The following is a 15166-nucleotide window of genomic DNA, read 5'->3' on the forward strand; positions in this document are numbered from 1 at the left end:
ACCCCAACCCAAGGAGCTCATCTTGCCCACCCTCACTCTGCCCGCTGAAGGAGGCTGCCGCTGCGGCCGCGTGCGGCTGAAGATCTCGGCAAAACCTTTGCTCACCATGGCCTGTCACTGCACCGGCTGCCAGTCGATGTCGTCCAGCGCCTATTCGCTGAGCGCGGCGATCCCCTCGGAGGGGGTTCGAGATCACAAAAGGCGAACCGGTGGTCGGCGGCCTGCACGGCGCGTCGAAGCACTATTTCTGCGGCTACTGCATGACCTGGATGTTCACTCGGCCGGAGGGGATCGACTGGTTCGTCAACCTGCGCCCGACCATGCTCGACGACCATGCCTGGTTCGCGCCCTTCATCGAGACCTGGACGTCCGAGAAATTGCCCTGGGCGGCGACGGCGGCCGTGCACAGCTACGAAACGCTGCCGTCCTTCGAGGAATATGAGCCGCTGATAGCCGACTACGCCGGCATCCAAGGCTGACTAAAAGCCGGGCCCGTCGAAAAAACGGCGACCTAGGGGCAAGGTCGCCATTGCCATTTCCGTTCATGGTCGACGCGGCCGTTGGGGGCGCATTGTTGGGGATGTGCTTGGGCGTCCGCGTCGACCACGGCGGCCTCATACCGCAGACTTCACCATGGCACATTTGCCGCCCGCTGAAACTTCCGCGAAAACGGTATATCGGGGCCGTTGTACTTGCCTTCTTCCACAAGGAGAGATGGTAAGCGTGAACCAGTTTCTATCCCTTGCCGCATTGGCCTCGTCCGCGCGACGATGATTGAGGTTTCCTTTTCGACGGATTGCACCATCGGCCGGCCAGCCAACTGAGTGAAATGTCCGCTTGACAGCCTGTGAGCCGGTGCCAGTGCGGACTTCGCCATGAAGAAAGAATACGCAAGGCCGACGCTCGTCCGCAAAGACCGGCTTTCCGAGCAGACCGCGAGGCCAAGCGCTTCGGATTCGCAGGCGCCTGAGTAAGGCGCGGCCCTCTCACGGGACGTGAATCAACGCACAAGGCAATACGCCCAAGCGTCTGACATTGCAGGTCATGCAGGCTCGCGCTCTGCGAAGGGCCACATGGCCGACCCTATAATTAGTTTGCATGCATATGTTTCAAGCCGCTCCGGCTTCGTGAAGCATTTCACCGTTCGCGCGCTATCGACTGGTTACAGACGCATCGCAAAAGCGACGCCGGGAAGAGGCGGCGCCGGTTTTCCGCCGCTGATCGATGTATGGAGGCTCTCATGATCAAAAGTCTTAACAGGATCCGCGCCGCCTTCGCACAGGCCAGCAAGCGCCGGAGGACGACGCGCGAGCTCTACGAACTGCCGGCGGAGATCCAGAAGGACATCGGCTGGCCCGAGCGGGCCGAGCCCGACGAAATCCGCCTGCCGTTCTAATCGCGCGGAGCCGAAGACGCGGCATCGGCGGTCGTGGTGGCTTGATGGGTACCGTTCGCTACCCCAGCCACCACCACAGGCCGCCAGCCGCCAGCGCGATCAGCACCGCGACGCCGGCAAGCATCAGATAGGATCCCATGATCATCCCGTTGATGATCTTTTTGATGCTGGCGCGGTCGTTGAGATTGGGGAAGGGCTCGTTGGGCAACGCGACGCCGAGGAAATCACAGAGCGGCGCCCAGCCGTCGCTGACCTTGAAGACCAGCAGCTTCTCAGGCGGCACTGCCGCCTTCACCTCTTCGATATAGGAATTGTAGCGCGCCACCGCCTTGTCGCGGTCGTTCATCACGCCCTTCAGTGTCCGGCCCCAGACCAGCTTGCGCGACATGTCGCCGAACTTGCGGCCGAACGGCGTCAGCCATTCCAGCACCCTGAACTGCCAGACATTCTCGGTGAAGTAGATCGTGTCGATGGTGCTGTCATACCAGGCTTCGGCGCCGCGCGGGTGCAGCGTCAAAAGCACCTTGGCGTCCGGATAGGCGACCATCAGCTCGCGCCACACGCAGCAGCCCGGATTGTCGACGGTCGCCCGATAATTGGCGAAGACCCGGTTCCAATCATGCTGGGTGCCTGGTTTGCTGTTCGCCACCTTGCGCCAGAAGTCGAGATGGCCTTTGTTGGCCTTGTTGATGATGACTTCCTGCATGTGGTAGCTCGGAAAACCGAGCCGGTTCAGCGCGGCGAAAGTCGACCACGTACCGGTGCGGCCGAAGCCGGCCCCGATGAGCTCGAGTGTCATTGCCCCTCCCGTTCCGGACCGATGTTCTTCTTTTTGCCGGTCTGCCGGGATGAGGTTGCATCCGCGCGCGGTTGCGCGCAATGGATTTCTATTCGCGAATGCTAAAATATTTGAGCGGCGGGATGGCGGTCCTCTCCAGGCCCGCCATCCGCCGTCGGAACTCGATCAGGCGTGGCCGGCCAGCGCGTTCAGCTTCGCGCAGAATTCGGCATGCGGCTTGCTCATCGCCGCATCCTGACATTCCTTCATCATCGCCGCCTGGTGCTTCTTGGACATCTTGGCCCAGACCTTCTTCATGTCGGCGTCCGATTTCATCGTCTTCATGGTCTTGTCGGTGAAGAAGGGTGCCATCATCTTCGGCTCGTCGAGGATCCCCGCGAAAGCCGAGCCGGCGATGACGGATGCGGCCAATACGCTCAGAAACGCAGTTTTGGTTTTCATGCTTTATCTCCCATCTTTTAGCCCCGTGCGGGGCACCTTCATCAGTACCACCTATGCGAGTTGAATTAGAGGCGCCTGATATTTACCGGCGGTCACGTTTCGGTGACTATGACGGCGGCGTTGCGGGCCGATGCGGCTGGGATTGGCCCGCGCCCCATGCGCGGCTGGGCTATTCAACTCGGCAGAAAAGCCTGATAATAGGTCAGTCAAGTTGACCTAAATAGAACATGCCCTACGGGAGGTGCGCCTTGACCCTGTTGAACCTTCTGGCCTCGCGCTCCTCGCGCATGAAGGCTTCGGAAATCCGCGAGCTCCTGAAACTGCTCGAGCAGCCGGACATCATCTCCTTCGCCGGCGGCATTCCCGACCCGTCGCTGTTTCCCGCCGAAGCGATCGGCGATGCCTACCAGGCCGTGCTGGGCGGCGCCGAGGCGGGCACAGCGCTGCAATACCAGGTCAGCGAGGGTTTCCTGCCGCTGCGCAAATGGCTGGCCGCCTATATGGGCAAGCTCGGCGTTCAATGCGACGAAGGCAACATCTTCATCACCTCCGGCTCGCAGCAGGCGCTCGACTATCTGGGCAAGCTCTTTTTGTCCCCCGGCGACACCGCGCTTGTGACATGGCCCACCTATCTCGGCGCGCTGCAGGCCTTCAACGCCTATGAGCCGCGCTACGACCGGCTGAACACCGCCGGCGGCAACATGACGCCGGAAGGCTATCGCGCGGCAGCGGCGGCAAATGGCGGCAAGGTGAAGTTCGCCTATCTGGTGCCGGATTTCGCCAATCCGACCGGCAATACGCTGGATACCAAGCAACGCGAGGCGGTGCTCGACCTCGCCGGCGAGCTCGACATCGCCGTCATCGAGGATGCCGCCTATCGCGCGCTGCGTTATGACGGGGAGGGCGAGCCGCCGATCCTGGCGCTCGACTGCGCCCGCGCCGGCGGTATCGATCATGCGCGCACCCTCTATTGCGGCTCCTTCTCGAAGATCCTGTCGCCCGGCATGCGCGTCGGCTGGGTGTGCGCGCCGCGCCATGTGGTGGAAAAGCTGGTGCTGATGAAGCAGGCCTCCGACCTGCACAGCCCCTCGATCAACCAGATGGTCATGCACCGCGTCGCCGAAACCATCTTCGACGCCCAAGTGGACAAGCTGATCGATGCCTACCGCAAGCGCCGCGATGCGCTGCTTGGCGCGCTCGAAGCCGACATGCCCGACGGGATTTCCTGGAGCCGTCCGGACGGCGGTATGTTCGTCTGGCTGACGCTGCCGGAAGGCACGGATGCCACCGGGCTCCTGGCGCGCTCGGTCAAGGAGGCGCGCGTCGCCTTCGTGCCGGGCAATGCCTTCTACGCCGACGGCACCGGCCGCAACACGCTGCGCATGTCGTTCACCCTTGCCGACGACCGTGCGGTGAACGAAGGCGTGCCGAGACTGGCAAAGCTGCTGCGGGGTTAATCCGGGAGATGTCGCCGGAGGCGACAGAAGGGGACGCCGCGCATCGAGCGTCGACGCCTTTCCGCAAAGGTGAGGAGGTTGGCGCTCTATGTGAGACGACCCCCTCTGGCCTGCCGGCCATATCCCCCTCGAGGGGGAGATCAGCAGCCGCTGTCGGCGGGGCTTTTTCATTGTCCAGGCAGGCGGCCGCGCTAGCTTGCCTTTTTCGGGCCGCTTTTCGGCTACGCTGTGTTGTTCAGGGAGGATCAAATGACCTTGCGCCTCGGCTTCACCATGCTTGCCCTTGTCGCCTTCGCCACCCAGGCGTCCGCCTTTGAGATCTCGAGCCCCTCCGTGTCGAACGGCAAATGGGATGCGAAATATCTCGGCGACAAGCCCAGCTGCGGCGGACAGAGCGTCTCGATCGCGCTTGCCTGGAAGGACCCGCCGGCCGGAACGAAAAGCTACGCGCTGACCATGTTCGACACCGATGCCAATGGCGGCAAGGGTTTCTGGCACTGGCTGGCCTGGAACATCCCGGCGAGCGCCAAGGGACTGCGCGAAGGCGCCGGCGCGCAAAGTGGCCAGCGCATGCCAAAGGGCTCGGTGCAGGGCAAAGGCGGCGTCGGCCGCGCCGGCTATTTCGGCCCGTGCCCGCCGCCCGGCAGCGGCGACCATCACTATGTCTTCACGCTCTATGCGCTTGGTGAAAAGACATTGCGCATACCGGCCAACCCCTTGCCGGAGATGATCTCGGTCGCCGCCAAAAGCTCTGCGCTCGGCCAGGCAACCGTGACGTATACCTTTGGGAGGTAGCGGGGCGCTGGCGACAGCCAATCTCCCGGACGAGGGGGGAGATTACCTCACTCCGCCGCTTGCAGCTTATCCTGCGTCTTCGTCTCGAAGTCGCTGGCGTCGTGGCGCTCGCGCAGCTGGAAGGCCGGATCGCCGGACATGCGGTTGACCATGCGCCCTCGGCTTACCGCCGGCCGCGCGTCGATCGCGTCGGCCCAGCGCTGCACGTTCTTGTATTCGTGCACCGAGAGGAACTCCGCCGAGTTGGTGTAGCTGCGGCCCTTGGCGAGCCCGCCATACCAGGGCCAAACCGCAATGTCGGCGATCGTGTAGTCGGGGCCGGCGAGATATTCGCTCTCCGCCAGCCTGCGGTCGAGCACGTCCATCTGCCGCTTGGTCTCCATGGCGAAGCGGTCGATCGCGTATTCGATCTTGTGCGGCGCATAGGCGTAGAAATGGCCGAAGCCGCCGCCGAGATAGGGCGCGGAGCCCATCTGCCAGAACAGCCACGAGAAGGTCTCTGCGCGCGCCGCGCGCTCGGTCGGCAGGAATTCGCCAAATTTCTCGGCGAGATAGGTGAGGATCGAGCCGGATTCGAACACGCGCACGGGCTTCGGCTCGCTATGGTCCATCAGCGCCGGGATTTTCGAATTCGGATTGACCTTGACGAATCCGCTGCCGAACTGGTCGCCGTCGCCGATCTTGATCAGCCAGGCGTCGTATTCGGCGCCCTTATGGCCGAGTGCCAGAAGCTCCTCCAGCATGATCGTCACCTTCTGGCCGTTGGGCGTTGCCAGCGAGTAGAGCTGAAGCGGGTGTTTGCCGACCGGCAGTTCCTTCTCATGCGTCGGGCCCGCGATCGGCCGGTTGATCGAAGCGAACTCGCCGCCATTCGGCTTGTTCCAGGTCCAGACTTTCGGCGGGGTGTATTGGTCCATGTTGGGGGCCTTGTGTTACGTGAGCGGCGGGAAGTCTGCCACCGATGCCGATAGACTTAGGTGCGGTTCCGCGCGCGTCAAAGAAAAAAGTTCAATCTTCGTTGAACTAGCGTTTGTGCCAGCCCGGGCGAGGGGAAATCCGCCCTTGCACGGCGCTCCTTCGGCCATACTTTATAGACAAAGACCCGCAATGCAGGATGGATCGATGACCATCGAGAAAATTTCGCGCTCCGTCGTTGCCGTGCGCGCCATGGTGCCGGACGACGCTTTCACCGCCAATGCGCTTGGTACGCGCCGCGAGGGCAGCGGCGTGGTGATCCGCGACAATGGGCTCGTGCTCACCATCGGCTATCTCATCACCGAGGCCGAGGAAGTGTGGCTGACGGACCAGGACGGCCGCGTGGTCGCGGCACATGCGCTGGCCTATGACCAGGAGACCGGCTTCGGTCTCGTCCAGGCGCTGGCGCCGCTCGGCCTGCCAGCGGTCCAGTTCGGCAGCGCCAGGAAGGCCAATATCGGCGATGCCGTGACATTGGCCGACGGCATCGGCCAGCAGGTCGACGCCCACATCGTCACCAAGCAGGAATTCGCCGGCTATTGGGAATACCTGATCGACGAAGCGATCTTCACGGCGCCCGCGCATCCCTCCTGGGGCGGTGCCGCGCTGTTCGACCACGACGGCAGGCTGCTCGGTGTCGGCTCGCTGCGCCTGCAGATGAGCCGGGCCGGCGAGGTGGCCGACATCAACATGGTCGTGCCGATCGATCTCTTGACGCCGATCCTCGACGATCTCGTCAAGCGCGGCCAGGCGGCGAAGGCGCCGCGCCCGTGGCTCGGCGCCTTTTCAGCTGAGTCGAACGGCATGGTGGTGGTGATGAGCGTGGCCGAAGGCGGACCCGCGGCAAAGGCTGGCCTGCGCCAGGGCGACATCATCTCCGATGTGCGCGACGGCGAGGTCGACGGTCTTGCCGATTTCTACAGAAAACTTTGGCAGAACCCGGCCGGCTCGGAAATCCCGCTGCGCGTCGTGCGCGACGGCCGCGAGACCTGGCTGCGCGTCAAATCGGCCGACCGCAATTCATTCCTGAAGAAGCCGCAACTGCAGTAGCCTCGAAGCGCCGATGCATCCCAGGCTGCTGAAGACCTTTCTGGCGGTCGCTCGTACCCGCAACGTCACGCGCGCGGCGCGGGAGGTCAATCTCGCGCAGTCGAGCGTCAGCGACCAGATCCAGGCGCTGGAAACCGAGCTTGGCGCCAGTCTCTTCACCCGCTCCCGGCAGGGGCTCACCCTGACGCCGGCGGGCGAGGCGCTGAAACCCCATGCCGAGGACTTGCTGGCGCTTGCCGACGAGGCCCGCGCCGCCGTCGATGCCACCAGCGCCGAGGCGGCCGGCAGCCTGTCGATCGGCGCGCTGGAGACGATCGCCGCGGCAAGGCTGGCGCCATGGCTCGCTGATTTTCGCGTCGATCATCCCGGCATCGACATCAAGCTCCGGATCGCCGGCAGCGGCGAGTTGCTGCGCCGGCTGGGCGACGGTGAGATCGACGTCGTTTTCTGCTTCGAGCGGCCCCCAGAGATCGATGTTGGTGAGACGGACCGGCGTCTTGCCAGGCGCGTCATGGCGGTCGAGCCCCTGGCCCTGATAGCGCCGCCCGGCGACAATCGGACGGATGTTGATCTGGCGACGCTGGCCGAGAAGCAGTTCGTTGCCACCGAGACCGGCTGCGTCTACCGCGCCATGGTCGACAAGGCATTCGCCGAGGCAGGCCTCGGCAATCCCAACCTCGCTGCCGAAGCCGGCAGCATCGACGCCATTGCCGGGCTGGTGGCGGCCGGCGCCGGCTTTGGCCTCGTGCCGCGGCTGGCGGTCGCCGCCGCGATCGATCGCGGCGAGGTCGCCGAGCTTGCCTGGCCCGGCCCGGTCCGCTCCTCCAACATCGTTATGATCTGGCGCCGCCGGCGCGTCCAGCCACCGGCGCTGAAGGCGCTGCTCACCGCCCTGGTGGAGGGCTTCGCCTTGGTCACACCAGGCGGTGCCCGCCCTCGACATGCAGCGTCTCTCCCGTCGTAAAGCCATTGCCGATCAGGAAGCGGATTGCGTCCGCAATATCCTCCGGCCGTCCGACCCGCCCAGCAGGCAGGCGTTTCGCCATCGCGGTAAGCGTCTCGTCCTTTTTGTCGCCGGCGACGAACTCCCAGATCGGCGTGTCGACCCAGCCGGGCGAGACGGCGTTGACCCGGATCGGCGCCAACTCGACAGCCAGCGCCCGCACCAGCCCTTCCAGCGCCGCATTGACGGCGGCAACGACCGCGCCGCGTGCCGCCGGCCGGTAGGCGGCAATGCCCGAGACGAAGGTGAGGGAGCCGCTCGGCGGCAGCTTCGGCGCGCCATGCTTGGCGAGCAAAAGCGGTCCATAGAACTTGCTTTCCACCACCTTTTGCGCGGCTGAAAGCTCGATCTCGGGCAACAGCCGGTAGGCGCCCTCGATGTCGGCCGCCGTGCTGACGATATGGTCGAGCCTGCCGATGCGCTCGAAAAGCGCTGCAACCTCATCCTCGCGGCTGATGTCAATCACCGCCGTTTCGAGCGTGTCCCGGCGGCCGAGCTCTTCCTGCGCCGCGCTCAGCTTCGCTTGCCCACGCCCGGCGATGATGACGTGAGCGCCTTCTTCGAGGCATCGTCTGGCAAGCGCCAGCCCCATGCCCGAGCTGCCGCCGACGACCAGGATTCTTTGCTTCTCCATGTCCATGCCTTTCCTTTGCATGGAGGAGGTTTGGCAGACCCTGGCGCGAAGCGGAAACGGAAGAAACCGATGGCGCCATCGGAAACTCCGATGGCATGTACCGCCTGCTGACAGAAACTGGCACCATTGAAGGCTACAGCCGGGGCGGAATCGTTCTAGCTGCAAGTCGAGACAATGAACATGAGGTGACGATGGCCCCGATCAAGGTCGATCCGCACAAGGTGCGCGAGTTCCCCGATGCGGAGAGCTTCTATGCGTGGCTTGCCGACAATCACGCCAGCGAAAGCGAAATCTGGATCAAGATCCACAGGGTCGGCTCGGGGCTGCCATCGATCACGCCGAAGGAGGCGATCGACGTCGTGCTTTGCTTCGGCTGGATCGACGCGGTGCGCAAGTCGCTCGACGAGAAGAGTTTTCTGCAGCGCTACACCCCGCGCGGCAAAAAGAGCATCTGGAGCAAGATCAACATCGACAATGTCGCGCGCCTGATCGAGGCGGGCCGCATGACCGAGCATGGCCTCGATCAGGTCGAGGCGGCCAAGGCGGACGGTCGCTGGGACCGCGCCTATGGCGGATCGAAGGAGATGACCATCCCACCCGACCTGCAAGCCGCGATCGACGCCGAGCCGAAGGCGAAAGCGATGCTGGAGAAGCTTTCGGCACAAAACCGCTTCTCGCTCGCCTTCCGCGTCCACAACATGAAGACCGAGGCAGGGCGCAAGAAGAAGATCGCTGATCTGGTGGCGATGCTGAAGCGCGGCGAGACGATCCATCCGCAGAAGAAATAATGCGTGATCCCGAAAAACGTGGTTGCCGGTTTGCCCGACTAAAGCGCGTCGCGATCTTTCAGATTCGCTCCATGCGCTTTAGGGTCTTGATTTTACGCATGTCTTTATCCCGAAACCGGTTCCCACTTTCAGGAGACATGCTTTAAGACCGCAAACAAAAACGCCGCCCGGAAGGGAGGGCGGCGTTTTCGGGAAGCGATGATCCTGAACCCTTAGCAAGCGGTCCCGGATCATCCGGTCGTGAAGATCGAAACGCGTCAGGCCTCATGCGGCTTTGTTCGCAACATGCTTCTTCACATGGTGCTTGCGCGCGTGATGCTTCCTCATGTGGTGCCGGGTGTGCTTCCGCATGTGATGCTTGCGGCCGTGATGGCGGCGATGATGCTTCCTGAGCGTCTTGTGCGGGCCATTGGCGCCGGCCTTCGGCGTCTCGGTAGCTGCCGGGGCAGCCGCGGTCGCGGCAGGAGCAGTGGTGCTCGTCGCCGGAGCGGTGGTCGTCGTGGTGGTGGTCTGGGCGTTGGCGGCGGGCGCCGCGAAAGCGAGAGCGACGGCGAGGCCGAGTGCGGAAAGAAGGGTCTTTTTCATAATCGGCATTCCTTGGTTAGGATCAATGTCTGTTGTGGCGCGCCGTAGTGGTCGGCTGCTCCGGGTACCGTTATGACACTCGCTCTTTTCGCGAGTTTTTCCCGACTGTTGAATCTTGTTTCCCGATTGTGTCTGGCGCTTTCCTATTGCGGAATGGGATGGCCGCTTCGCAAGCGCGGGCCGCGACGGTCAACTGGCGATCAAGCATCCACCTGCGATGAAGGCGGCGGTGCACCCGGCTTGGGGAGGCCTTTCATGAGCCCAATCGCACGATGCGTGCGAATTCCGCGCCCTAATCATTCGGTCCGATCGATGCCATCTTGCTGCCGACATACCGGACAGGAGCAGGAGCAATGACCACCAACTCAGATCATTCCGGCAAGGTGGCGCTCGTCACCGGCGGCAATCGCGGCATCGGCCTGGAAACGGCGCGCCAGCTTGCGGAACTCGGCTTCACCGTGCTCATGGGCGTGCGCGATCTTGCCAAGGGCGAGGCGGCGGCAAGGAAGCTTGGCGGCGCCGTCGAGACCATCGCGCTGGATGTCGGCGTGCCCGAAGCAGCCGCGCGCGCCGCAGCCGAGGTCGAGAGCCGGTTCGGCCGGCTCGACGTTTTGGTCAACAACGCCGCCATCCACTACGACCCTTCGGCGCGGGCGCTCCATCCCGACTGGACGGTCATCCGCGAGGCCTTCGAGACCAATGTCTTCGGCGCCTGGCGTGTCGCCGCCGCCTTCGCGCCGCTGCTTGGCGCTTCCGGCCACGGCCGGTTGGTCAACGTCTCGTCGGAAGGCGGCTCGCTCGCTTCGATGGGCGCCGGCGCGCCCGCCTATTCGACCAGCAAGGCGACGCTCAACGCGCTGACCCGCATCCTGGCGGCTGAGCTGCGCGGTGCAGGCGTCCTGGTCAATTCGATCTGTCCCGGTTGGGTCGCGACCGACATGGGCGGCCCAGGCGGCCGTCCCGTCGCGCAAGGCGCCGCCGGTATCGTCTGGGCCGCGACCTTGCCCGACGACGGCCCGACCGGCGGCTTTTTTCGCGACGGCAGGCGGCTGCCTTGGTGAGAAAGGAAAATTGTGGAGTCGTTTGCGCCGAAATATGATCTAAGGTATTGTTTTCAAGCATTTTTCCACTATCATAACGGAATTCAGGGATGATAGTGGAAAATGAATGGCAAGGCACTGTTATTTAAAAGTTTTCCACTATGGCTTCAAAAATGGCTCGGCAGAGTGGAAAACGGATGCTTAGAGAGCTGACAAACGAACAGCGCCGCCAACTCATAGATACCCAACAAGTCTATGAGGGCTGGCTCGGCGCCAACGAAGAGCACCGAAGGCGCTTCACGGGCAGCATGCGCTGGGTTGAGCGGAACGGCGCCGAATACCTGCTGCGCAAGATCGGCAAGGCCGAAAGCTCGCTAGGCCCCAGAAGCGAAGAGACGGAAAGATCATTTTCGGCTTCTCCGAGGGCAGGGAGCGGAACAAGGACCTGCTGGCCGGCCTGTCAGATCGCTTGAACAGCCTTGCCAAGATCAATGTTGCAATTGGCTTGGGACGGGTGCCGGCTATCGCTGCGCGGATATTGCGACGCTGCGCCGAAACGAACCTCCTTGGAAGACAGTTGCTTGTCGTCGGCACGAATGCCCTGTTCGCCTTCGAGGCGTTGGCGGGTGTGCAGATCGCCAGCGGCCTCACGGCAACCGGAGACATCGATCTGCTCTTTGACTCGCGCCGCCGGATCAGCTTCGTGACTGGCGAGAAGATAACACTGTCCGGGCTGATCGGTGTATTGCGCAAAGTGGACCGGTCCTTCAAGCCGCTCCAGCCCAGGGCCTTCAGGGCGACAAACCGGGATGGTTATCTGGTTGATCTCATTCGATCGCAAACGAGAAGTGTCCTCAAGGATAATGTCCCAACGTTGATAACGCCGCTTGCCGATGATCTCGACGGTGCCCCGATGGAGGGATTGCAATGGCTCATCAATGCGCCCAAGACGGAGGCAATGGCCATCGACGAGCGCGGCTACCCCGTAAGGATTCCGACGGTCGACCCCAGGATATTTGCGCTTCACAAGGCATGGCTCGCGAGGCGGCCCGACCGATCCGCAGTCAAGGCAACTCGTGATCGCGAGCAGGCTGAGGCGGCTGCGGCGATTTCCCAAAACTACCTGAAGCTTCCACTGGACAGCGACTATCTCAAGGCCTTTCCCACTTCTCTTCGAGAAGCTGCGATCCGGACGCTCCTGCCGGTAAAATCGGCTGGGCTTTCCGAGGATTCGACAATAGAGCCTGATTGGTAGGCGCGCGGGCCACCTGGCAATCCTCCATGCTACGAAAATAGCATTCTCGGCTCGCGAAAGGTGATGCTAGGCTCGCACACGTGCACCCAAGGCACGTCGCGGCCCAGCCCGCAAACCGGAGGTCCGCGAGAGGAGGAGCGGCAGAGCGGGATCGAGGCTCCAATCCAAAATCCGAAGGAACTGTTGAACCATTGCGAGGCCGCCGCGTTTCCCGTGGTTGCCACCAGGGAGGAACCACCAGTGAAAGCATCCTGTCTCGTCTCGGCCGCGCTCCTTGCGGCATCCGCAATGCCGGCGGCGGCCGGCGAAATTTCCGACGGCAAGGTCAAGATCGGCATCTTGAACGACCAGTCGGGTGTTTACGCCGATTTCGGCGGCAAGTGGTCGGTCGAGGCCGCCAAGATGGCGGTGGAGGATTTCGGCGGCAAGGTGCAGGGCGCGCCGATCGAGATCGTCAGCGCCGACCATCAGAACAAGCCCGACATCGCCTCCAACATCGCGCGCCAGTGGTACGACACCGAGCAGGTCGACGCGATCATGGAGCTCACCACCTCTTCCGTGGCGCTGGCCGTGCAGGGGCTTTCCAAGGAAAAAAAGAAGATCGATATCGTCACCGGGGCGGCTTCCACCGACCTGACCGGCAAGCAGTGCTCGCCCTATGGCTTCCATTGGGCCTACGACACGCACTCCCAAGCGGTCGGCACCGGCGGCCAACTGGTGAAGCAGGGCGGCGACAGCTGGTATTTCATCACCGTCGACTACGCCTTCGGCTATTCGCTGAAGGACCAGACCGCCAAGCTGGTGGAGGCAAGCGGCGGCAAGGTGCTGGGCGAAGTGCGCTATCCGCTCGGCTCCACCGACTATTCCTCCTTCCTGCTCCAGGCGCAGTCCTCGGGCGCCAAGATCGTCGGGCTCGCCAATGCCGGCCTCGACACATCGAACTCGATCAAGCAGGCGGCCGAGTTCGGCATCGTCGCCGGCGGCCAGCGGCTGGCGGCACTTCTCTTCACGCTTGCCGAAGTGCATGGGCTGGGTCTTCAGGCGGCGCAGGGCGTGGTGCTGACCGAAGGCTTCTACTGGGACCGCGACGACAAGAGCCGCGAATTTGCCCAACGCTTCTTCAAGCGCACCAACCGCATGCCGAACATGATCCAGGCCGGCACCTATTCGGCGGTGACGCAGTATCTCAAGGCCATCGACAAGGCCGGCACCGACGGGACTGAGGCGGTGGCCAAGGAGCTGCATGAGATGCCGGTCAACGACGTCTTCGCCGCCAACGGCAAGGTGCAGGCCGACGGCTCGATGGTGCACGATATGTATCTCTACCAGGTCAAGAAGCCAGAAGAGTCGAAGAAGGATTGGGACTATTACACCTATCTGGCGACCATTCCGGGCGACAAGGCCTTCATGAAGGCCGAGGACAGCGGCTGCCCGCTCGTCACCAAGTGACGCTCGACACCGCCACTGCTGTCCGCCCGGGCGGCGCGGATCAGACGCCGCGGGTGGTGCTTTCCGCCCGCGGTCTGCGGCGCGACTTTGCCGGCTTCGTCGCGGTGAAGGATGTCGACCTCGACGTCCACCACGCCGGGATCCATGCGCTGATCGGCCCGAACGGCGCCGGCAAGACGACCATTTTCAACCTTTTGACCAAGTTCCTGCAGCCGACCAGCGGCAGGATCGAATTGCTCGGCTCCGATATCACCCGCACGCCGCCGGCCAAAGTGGCGCGCATGGGCCTCGTCCGCTCCTTTCAGATATCGGCGATCTTTCCGCACCTCTCGGTGCTCGACAATGTCCGCGTGGCGCTGCAGCGTCCAAGCGGGCTGGGCTACCAGTTCTGGCGCCCGGTCTCGGCGCTGAACCAGTTGACGCCCAGGGCGCGCGAATTGCTAGCCGTCGTCGGCCTCGACGACGTGGCGCATCGTCTCGCCGGCGATCTCTCTTACGGCAGGAAGCGCGTGCTGGAGATTGCGACCACATTGGCGCTCGATCCGAAAGTGCTTCTGCTCGACGAGCCGATGGCCGGCATGGGGCATGAGGATGTCGGCATGATCTCCGGCATCATCCGCTCGCTGGCCAAGGACCGCGCCGTGCTTATGGTCGAGCACAACCTGACCGTCGTCGCCGATCTCTGCGATTGGATCACCGTCATGCAGCGAGGCCAGGTGCTCGCCGCCGGCGACTACGCAACCGTCAGCCAGGACGAGCGCGTGCGCGTCGCCTATATGGGGACAGAGCATGAGTGAGCCGTTGCTTGCCGTGCGCGACCTCCACGCCTGGTACGGCGAGGGCCATGCGCTGCATGGCGTCGACCTCGATGTGATGCGCGGCGAGACCGTGACGCTGCTCGGCCGCAACGGCGTCGGCAAGACGACGACATTGCGCGCCATTATGGGGTTGATCCGCAAGCGCACCGGCTCCGTCACCTTCAACGGCAAGGACCTTATCCGCCTGCCGCTGCACCGCGTCGCCCATCAAGGCATCGGCTTCGTGCCGGAGGAACGCGGCATCTTCGCCACCCTCACGGTGGACGAGAACCTCATCCTGCCGCCGGTCGTGGCCAAGGGCGGTATGAGCGCGGAAGAAATCTTCGAGCTCTTCCCCAACCTCAAGGAGCGCCGCAACAGCCAGGGCACGAAACTGTCCGGCGGCGAGCAGCAGATGCTGGCAATCGCGCGCATCTTAAGGACCGGCGTCGAGATGCTTTTGCTCGACGAGCCGACTGAAGGCCTGGCGCCGGTCATCGTCCAGCGCATCGGCGAATTGCTGGCGACGTTGAAGAAGCGCGGCATGACCATCCTGCTGGTCGAGCAAAACTTCCGCTTCGCCGCTCGCATCGCCGACCGCTTCTACCTGATGGACCACGGCAAGGTGGTGGAAGGCTTCCCGGTCGGCCAGCTTTCCGCGCACACCGACAAGCTGCACGAGGTGCTGGGGGTATGATGGCG

General features: G+C 63.4%; 16 protein-coding genes and 1 pseudogene. 12 read left to right on the plus strand and 5 right to left on the minus strand.

Annotated elements, in window-relative coordinates:
• The first annotated feature begins 22 nt into the window (after positions 1 to 22).
• Both LB565_RS12840 and LB565_RS12845 read left to right on the plus strand, forming a co-directional pair.
• Positions 23 to 479, plus strand: a pseudogene (locus LB565_RS12840) (GFA family protein).
• A 761-nt stretch (positions 480 to 1240) separates the two neighbouring features.
• Positions 1241 to 1396: a hypothetical protein gene (locus LB565_RS12845; protein ID WP_224516067.1), complete on the plus strand. Its 156-nt coding sequence runs from the start codon at positions 1241 to 1243 to the stop codon at positions 1394 to 1396.
• Positions 1397 to 1454: 58 nt separating this feature from the next.
• Here LB565_RS12845 and LB565_RS12850 read toward each other — a convergent pair whose 3' ends face one another.
• Both LB565_RS12850 and LB565_RS12855 read right to left on the minus strand, forming a co-directional pair.
• Positions 1455 to 2195 (minus strand): sulfotransferase family protein, encoded by a 741-nt coding sequence (locus LB565_RS12850; RefSeq protein ID WP_224584467.1) that lies wholly within the window; start codon positions 2193 to 2195, stop codon positions 1455 to 1457.
• Positions 2196 to 2360: 165 nt separating this feature from the next.
• Positions 2361 to 2636 carry a hypothetical protein gene (locus LB565_RS12855; RefSeq protein WP_224584469.1) on the minus strand — a complete coding sequence of 92 codons (276 nt, stop codon included), beginning with the start codon at positions 2634 to 2636 and terminating at the stop codon, positions 2361 to 2363.
• A 227-nt stretch (positions 2637 to 2863) separates the two neighbouring features.
• Between LB565_RS12855 and LB565_RS12860 the strand changes: the two genes are divergently transcribed.
• Positions 2864 to 4093 carry a PLP-dependent aminotransferase family protein gene (locus LB565_RS12860; RefSeq protein WP_224584471.1) on the plus strand — a complete coding sequence of 410 codons (1230 nt, stop codon included), beginning with the start codon at positions 2864 to 2866 and terminating at the stop codon, positions 4091 to 4093.
• A gap of 249 nt (positions 4094 to 4342) precedes the next feature.
• Entirely contained in the window at positions 4343 to 4888 is a 546-nt protein-coding gene (locus tag LB565_RS12865) for a YbhB/YbcL family Raf kinase inhibitor-like protein (protein ID WP_224584473.1), read from the plus strand.
• A gap of 47 nt (positions 4889 to 4935) precedes the next feature.
• Here LB565_RS12865 and yghU read toward each other — a convergent pair whose 3' ends face one another.
• Positions 4936 to 5805, minus strand: coding sequence for a glutathione-dependent disulfide-bond oxidoreductase (yghU, locus tag LB565_RS12870; protein WP_224584474.1), 870 nt, complete (start codon positions 5803 to 5805; stop codon positions 4936 to 4938).
• A gap of 205 nt (positions 5806 to 6010) precedes the next feature.
• Here yghU and LB565_RS12875 point away from each other — a divergent pair, with 205 nt between their 5' ends.
• Complete coding sequence (locus LB565_RS12875; protein WP_224584476.1) at positions 6011 to 6913, plus strand: S1C family serine protease; 903 nt, start codon at positions 6011 to 6013, stop codon at positions 6911 to 6913.
• Between the two features lie 13 nt (positions 6914 to 6926).
• A complete protein-coding gene (locus tag LB565_RS12880; protein WP_224584478.1) occupies positions 6927 to 7877 on the plus strand; it encodes a LysR family transcriptional regulator in 951 nt (316 codons plus the stop codon).
• Here LB565_RS12880 and LB565_RS12885 read toward each other — a convergent pair.
• Positions 7828 to 8556, minus strand: coding sequence for an SDR family oxidoreductase (locus LB565_RS12885; protein ID WP_224584480.1), 729 nt, complete (start codon positions 8554 to 8556; stop codon positions 7828 to 7830). The two genes, LB565_RS12880 and LB565_RS12885, sit on opposite strands and share 50 nt — an antisense overlap.
• Positions 8557 to 8741: 185 nt before the next feature.
• On the opposite strand from LB565_RS12885, the gene LB565_RS12890 reads away from it, so the two are divergent.
• Entirely contained in the window at positions 8742 to 9338 is a 597-nt protein-coding gene (locus LB565_RS12890; RefSeq protein ID WP_224584482.1) for a YdeI/OmpD-associated family protein, read from the plus strand.
• Between the two features lie 264 nt (positions 9339 to 9602).
• Here LB565_RS12890 and LB565_RS12895 read toward each other — a convergent pair whose 3' ends face one another.
• Complete coding sequence (locus LB565_RS12895; RefSeq protein WP_224584484.1) at positions 9603 to 9923, minus strand: hypothetical protein; 321 nt, start codon at positions 9921 to 9923, stop codon at positions 9603 to 9605.
• Between the two features lie 353 nt (positions 9924 to 10276).
• On the opposite strand from LB565_RS12895, the gene LB565_RS12900 reads away from it, so the two are divergent.
• The 5 genes from LB565_RS12900 to LB565_RS12920 all read left to right on the plus strand — a co-directional run bounded on the left by LB565_RS12900 (position 10277) and on the right by LB565_RS12920 (position 15161).
• On the plus strand, positions 10277 to 10984 hold the full coding sequence (locus LB565_RS12900) for an SDR family oxidoreductase (RefSeq protein WP_224584486.1): 708 nt from the start codon (positions 10277 to 10279) through the stop codon (positions 10982 to 10984).
• Between the two features lie 448 nt (positions 10985 to 11432).
• Positions 11433 to 12218, plus strand: a complete 786-nt coding sequence (locus LB565_RS12905; RefSeq protein WP_224584488.1) for a nucleotidyltransferase domain-containing protein — start codon at positions 11433 to 11435, stop codon at positions 12216 to 12218.
• Positions 12219 to 12458: 240 nt separating this feature from the next.
• Positions 12459 to 13667, plus strand: a complete 1209-nt coding sequence (locus tag LB565_RS12910) for an ABC transporter substrate-binding protein (protein WP_224584490.1) — start codon at positions 12459 to 12461, stop codon at positions 13665 to 13667.
• The gene (locus LB565_RS12915) at positions 13664 to 14464 is read left to right on the plus strand and encodes an ABC transporter ATP-binding protein (protein ID WP_224584492.1); all 801 of its coding nucleotides are present in this window, start codon (positions 13664 to 13666) and stop codon (positions 14462 to 14464) included. Before LB565_RS12910 ends, LB565_RS12915 begins: the two co-directional genes overlap by 4 nt.
• Positions 14457 to 15161 (plus strand): ABC transporter ATP-binding protein, encoded by a 705-nt coding sequence (locus LB565_RS12920; RefSeq protein WP_224584494.1) that lies wholly within the window; start codon positions 14457 to 14459, stop codon positions 15159 to 15161. The genes LB565_RS12915 and LB565_RS12920 overlap by 8 nt, the downstream gene beginning before the upstream one ends.
• Positions 15162 to 15166: the final 5 nt, after the last annotated feature.

This window comes from Mesorhizobium sp. CA14, assembly GCF_020165195.1.
Taxonomy (GTDB): Bacteria; Pseudomonadota; Alphaproteobacteria; order Rhizobiales; family Rhizobiaceae; genus Mesorhizobium.

Coding starts and splice junctions, on each gene's coding strand:
- LB565_RS12845 (WP_224516067.1), top strand. CDS start 1,241: ATGATCAAAAGTCTTAACAGGATCCGCGCCGCCTTCGCACAGGCCAGC.
- LB565_RS12850 (WP_224584467.1), bottom strand. CDS start 2,195: ATGACACTCGAGCTCATCGGGGCCGGCTTCGGCCGCACCGGTACGTGG.
- LB565_RS12855 (WP_224584469.1), bottom strand. CDS start 2,636: ATGAAAACCAAAACTGCGTTTCTGAGCGTATTGGCCGCATCCGTCATC.
- LB565_RS12860 (WP_224584471.1), top strand. CDS start 2,864: ATGCCCTACGGGAGGTGCGCCTTGACCCTGTTGAACCTTCTGGCCTCG.
- LB565_RS12865 (WP_224584473.1), top strand. CDS start 4,343: ATGACCTTGCGCCTCGGCTTCACCATGCTTGCCCTTGTCGCCTTCGCC.
- yghU (WP_224584474.1), bottom strand. CDS start 5,805: ATGGACCAATACACCCCGCCGAAAGTCTGGACCTGGAACAAGCCGAAT.
- LB565_RS12875 (WP_224584476.1), top strand. CDS start 6,011: ATGACCATCGAGAAAATTTCGCGCTCCGTCGTTGCCGTGCGCGCCATG.
- LB565_RS12880 (WP_224584478.1), top strand. CDS start 6,927: ATGCATCCCAGGCTGCTGAAGACCTTTCTGGCGGTCGCTCGTACCCGC.
- LB565_RS12885 (WP_224584480.1), bottom strand. CDS start 8,556: ATGGACATGGAGAAGCAAAGAATCCTGGTCGTCGGCGGCAGCTCGGGC.
- LB565_RS12890 (WP_224584482.1), top strand. CDS start 8,742: ATGGCCCCGATCAAGGTCGATCCGCACAAGGTGCGCGAGTTCCCCGAT.
- LB565_RS12895 (WP_224584484.1), bottom strand. CDS start 9,923: ATGAAAAAGACCCTTCTTTCCGCACTCGGCCTCGCCGTCGCTCTCGCT.
- LB565_RS12900 (WP_224584486.1), top strand. CDS start 10,277: ATGACCACCAACTCAGATCATTCCGGCAAGGTGGCGCTCGTCACCGGC.
- LB565_RS12920 (WP_224584494.1), top strand. CDS start 14,457: ATGAGTGAGCCGTTGCTTGCCGTGCGCGACCTCCACGCCTGGTACGGC.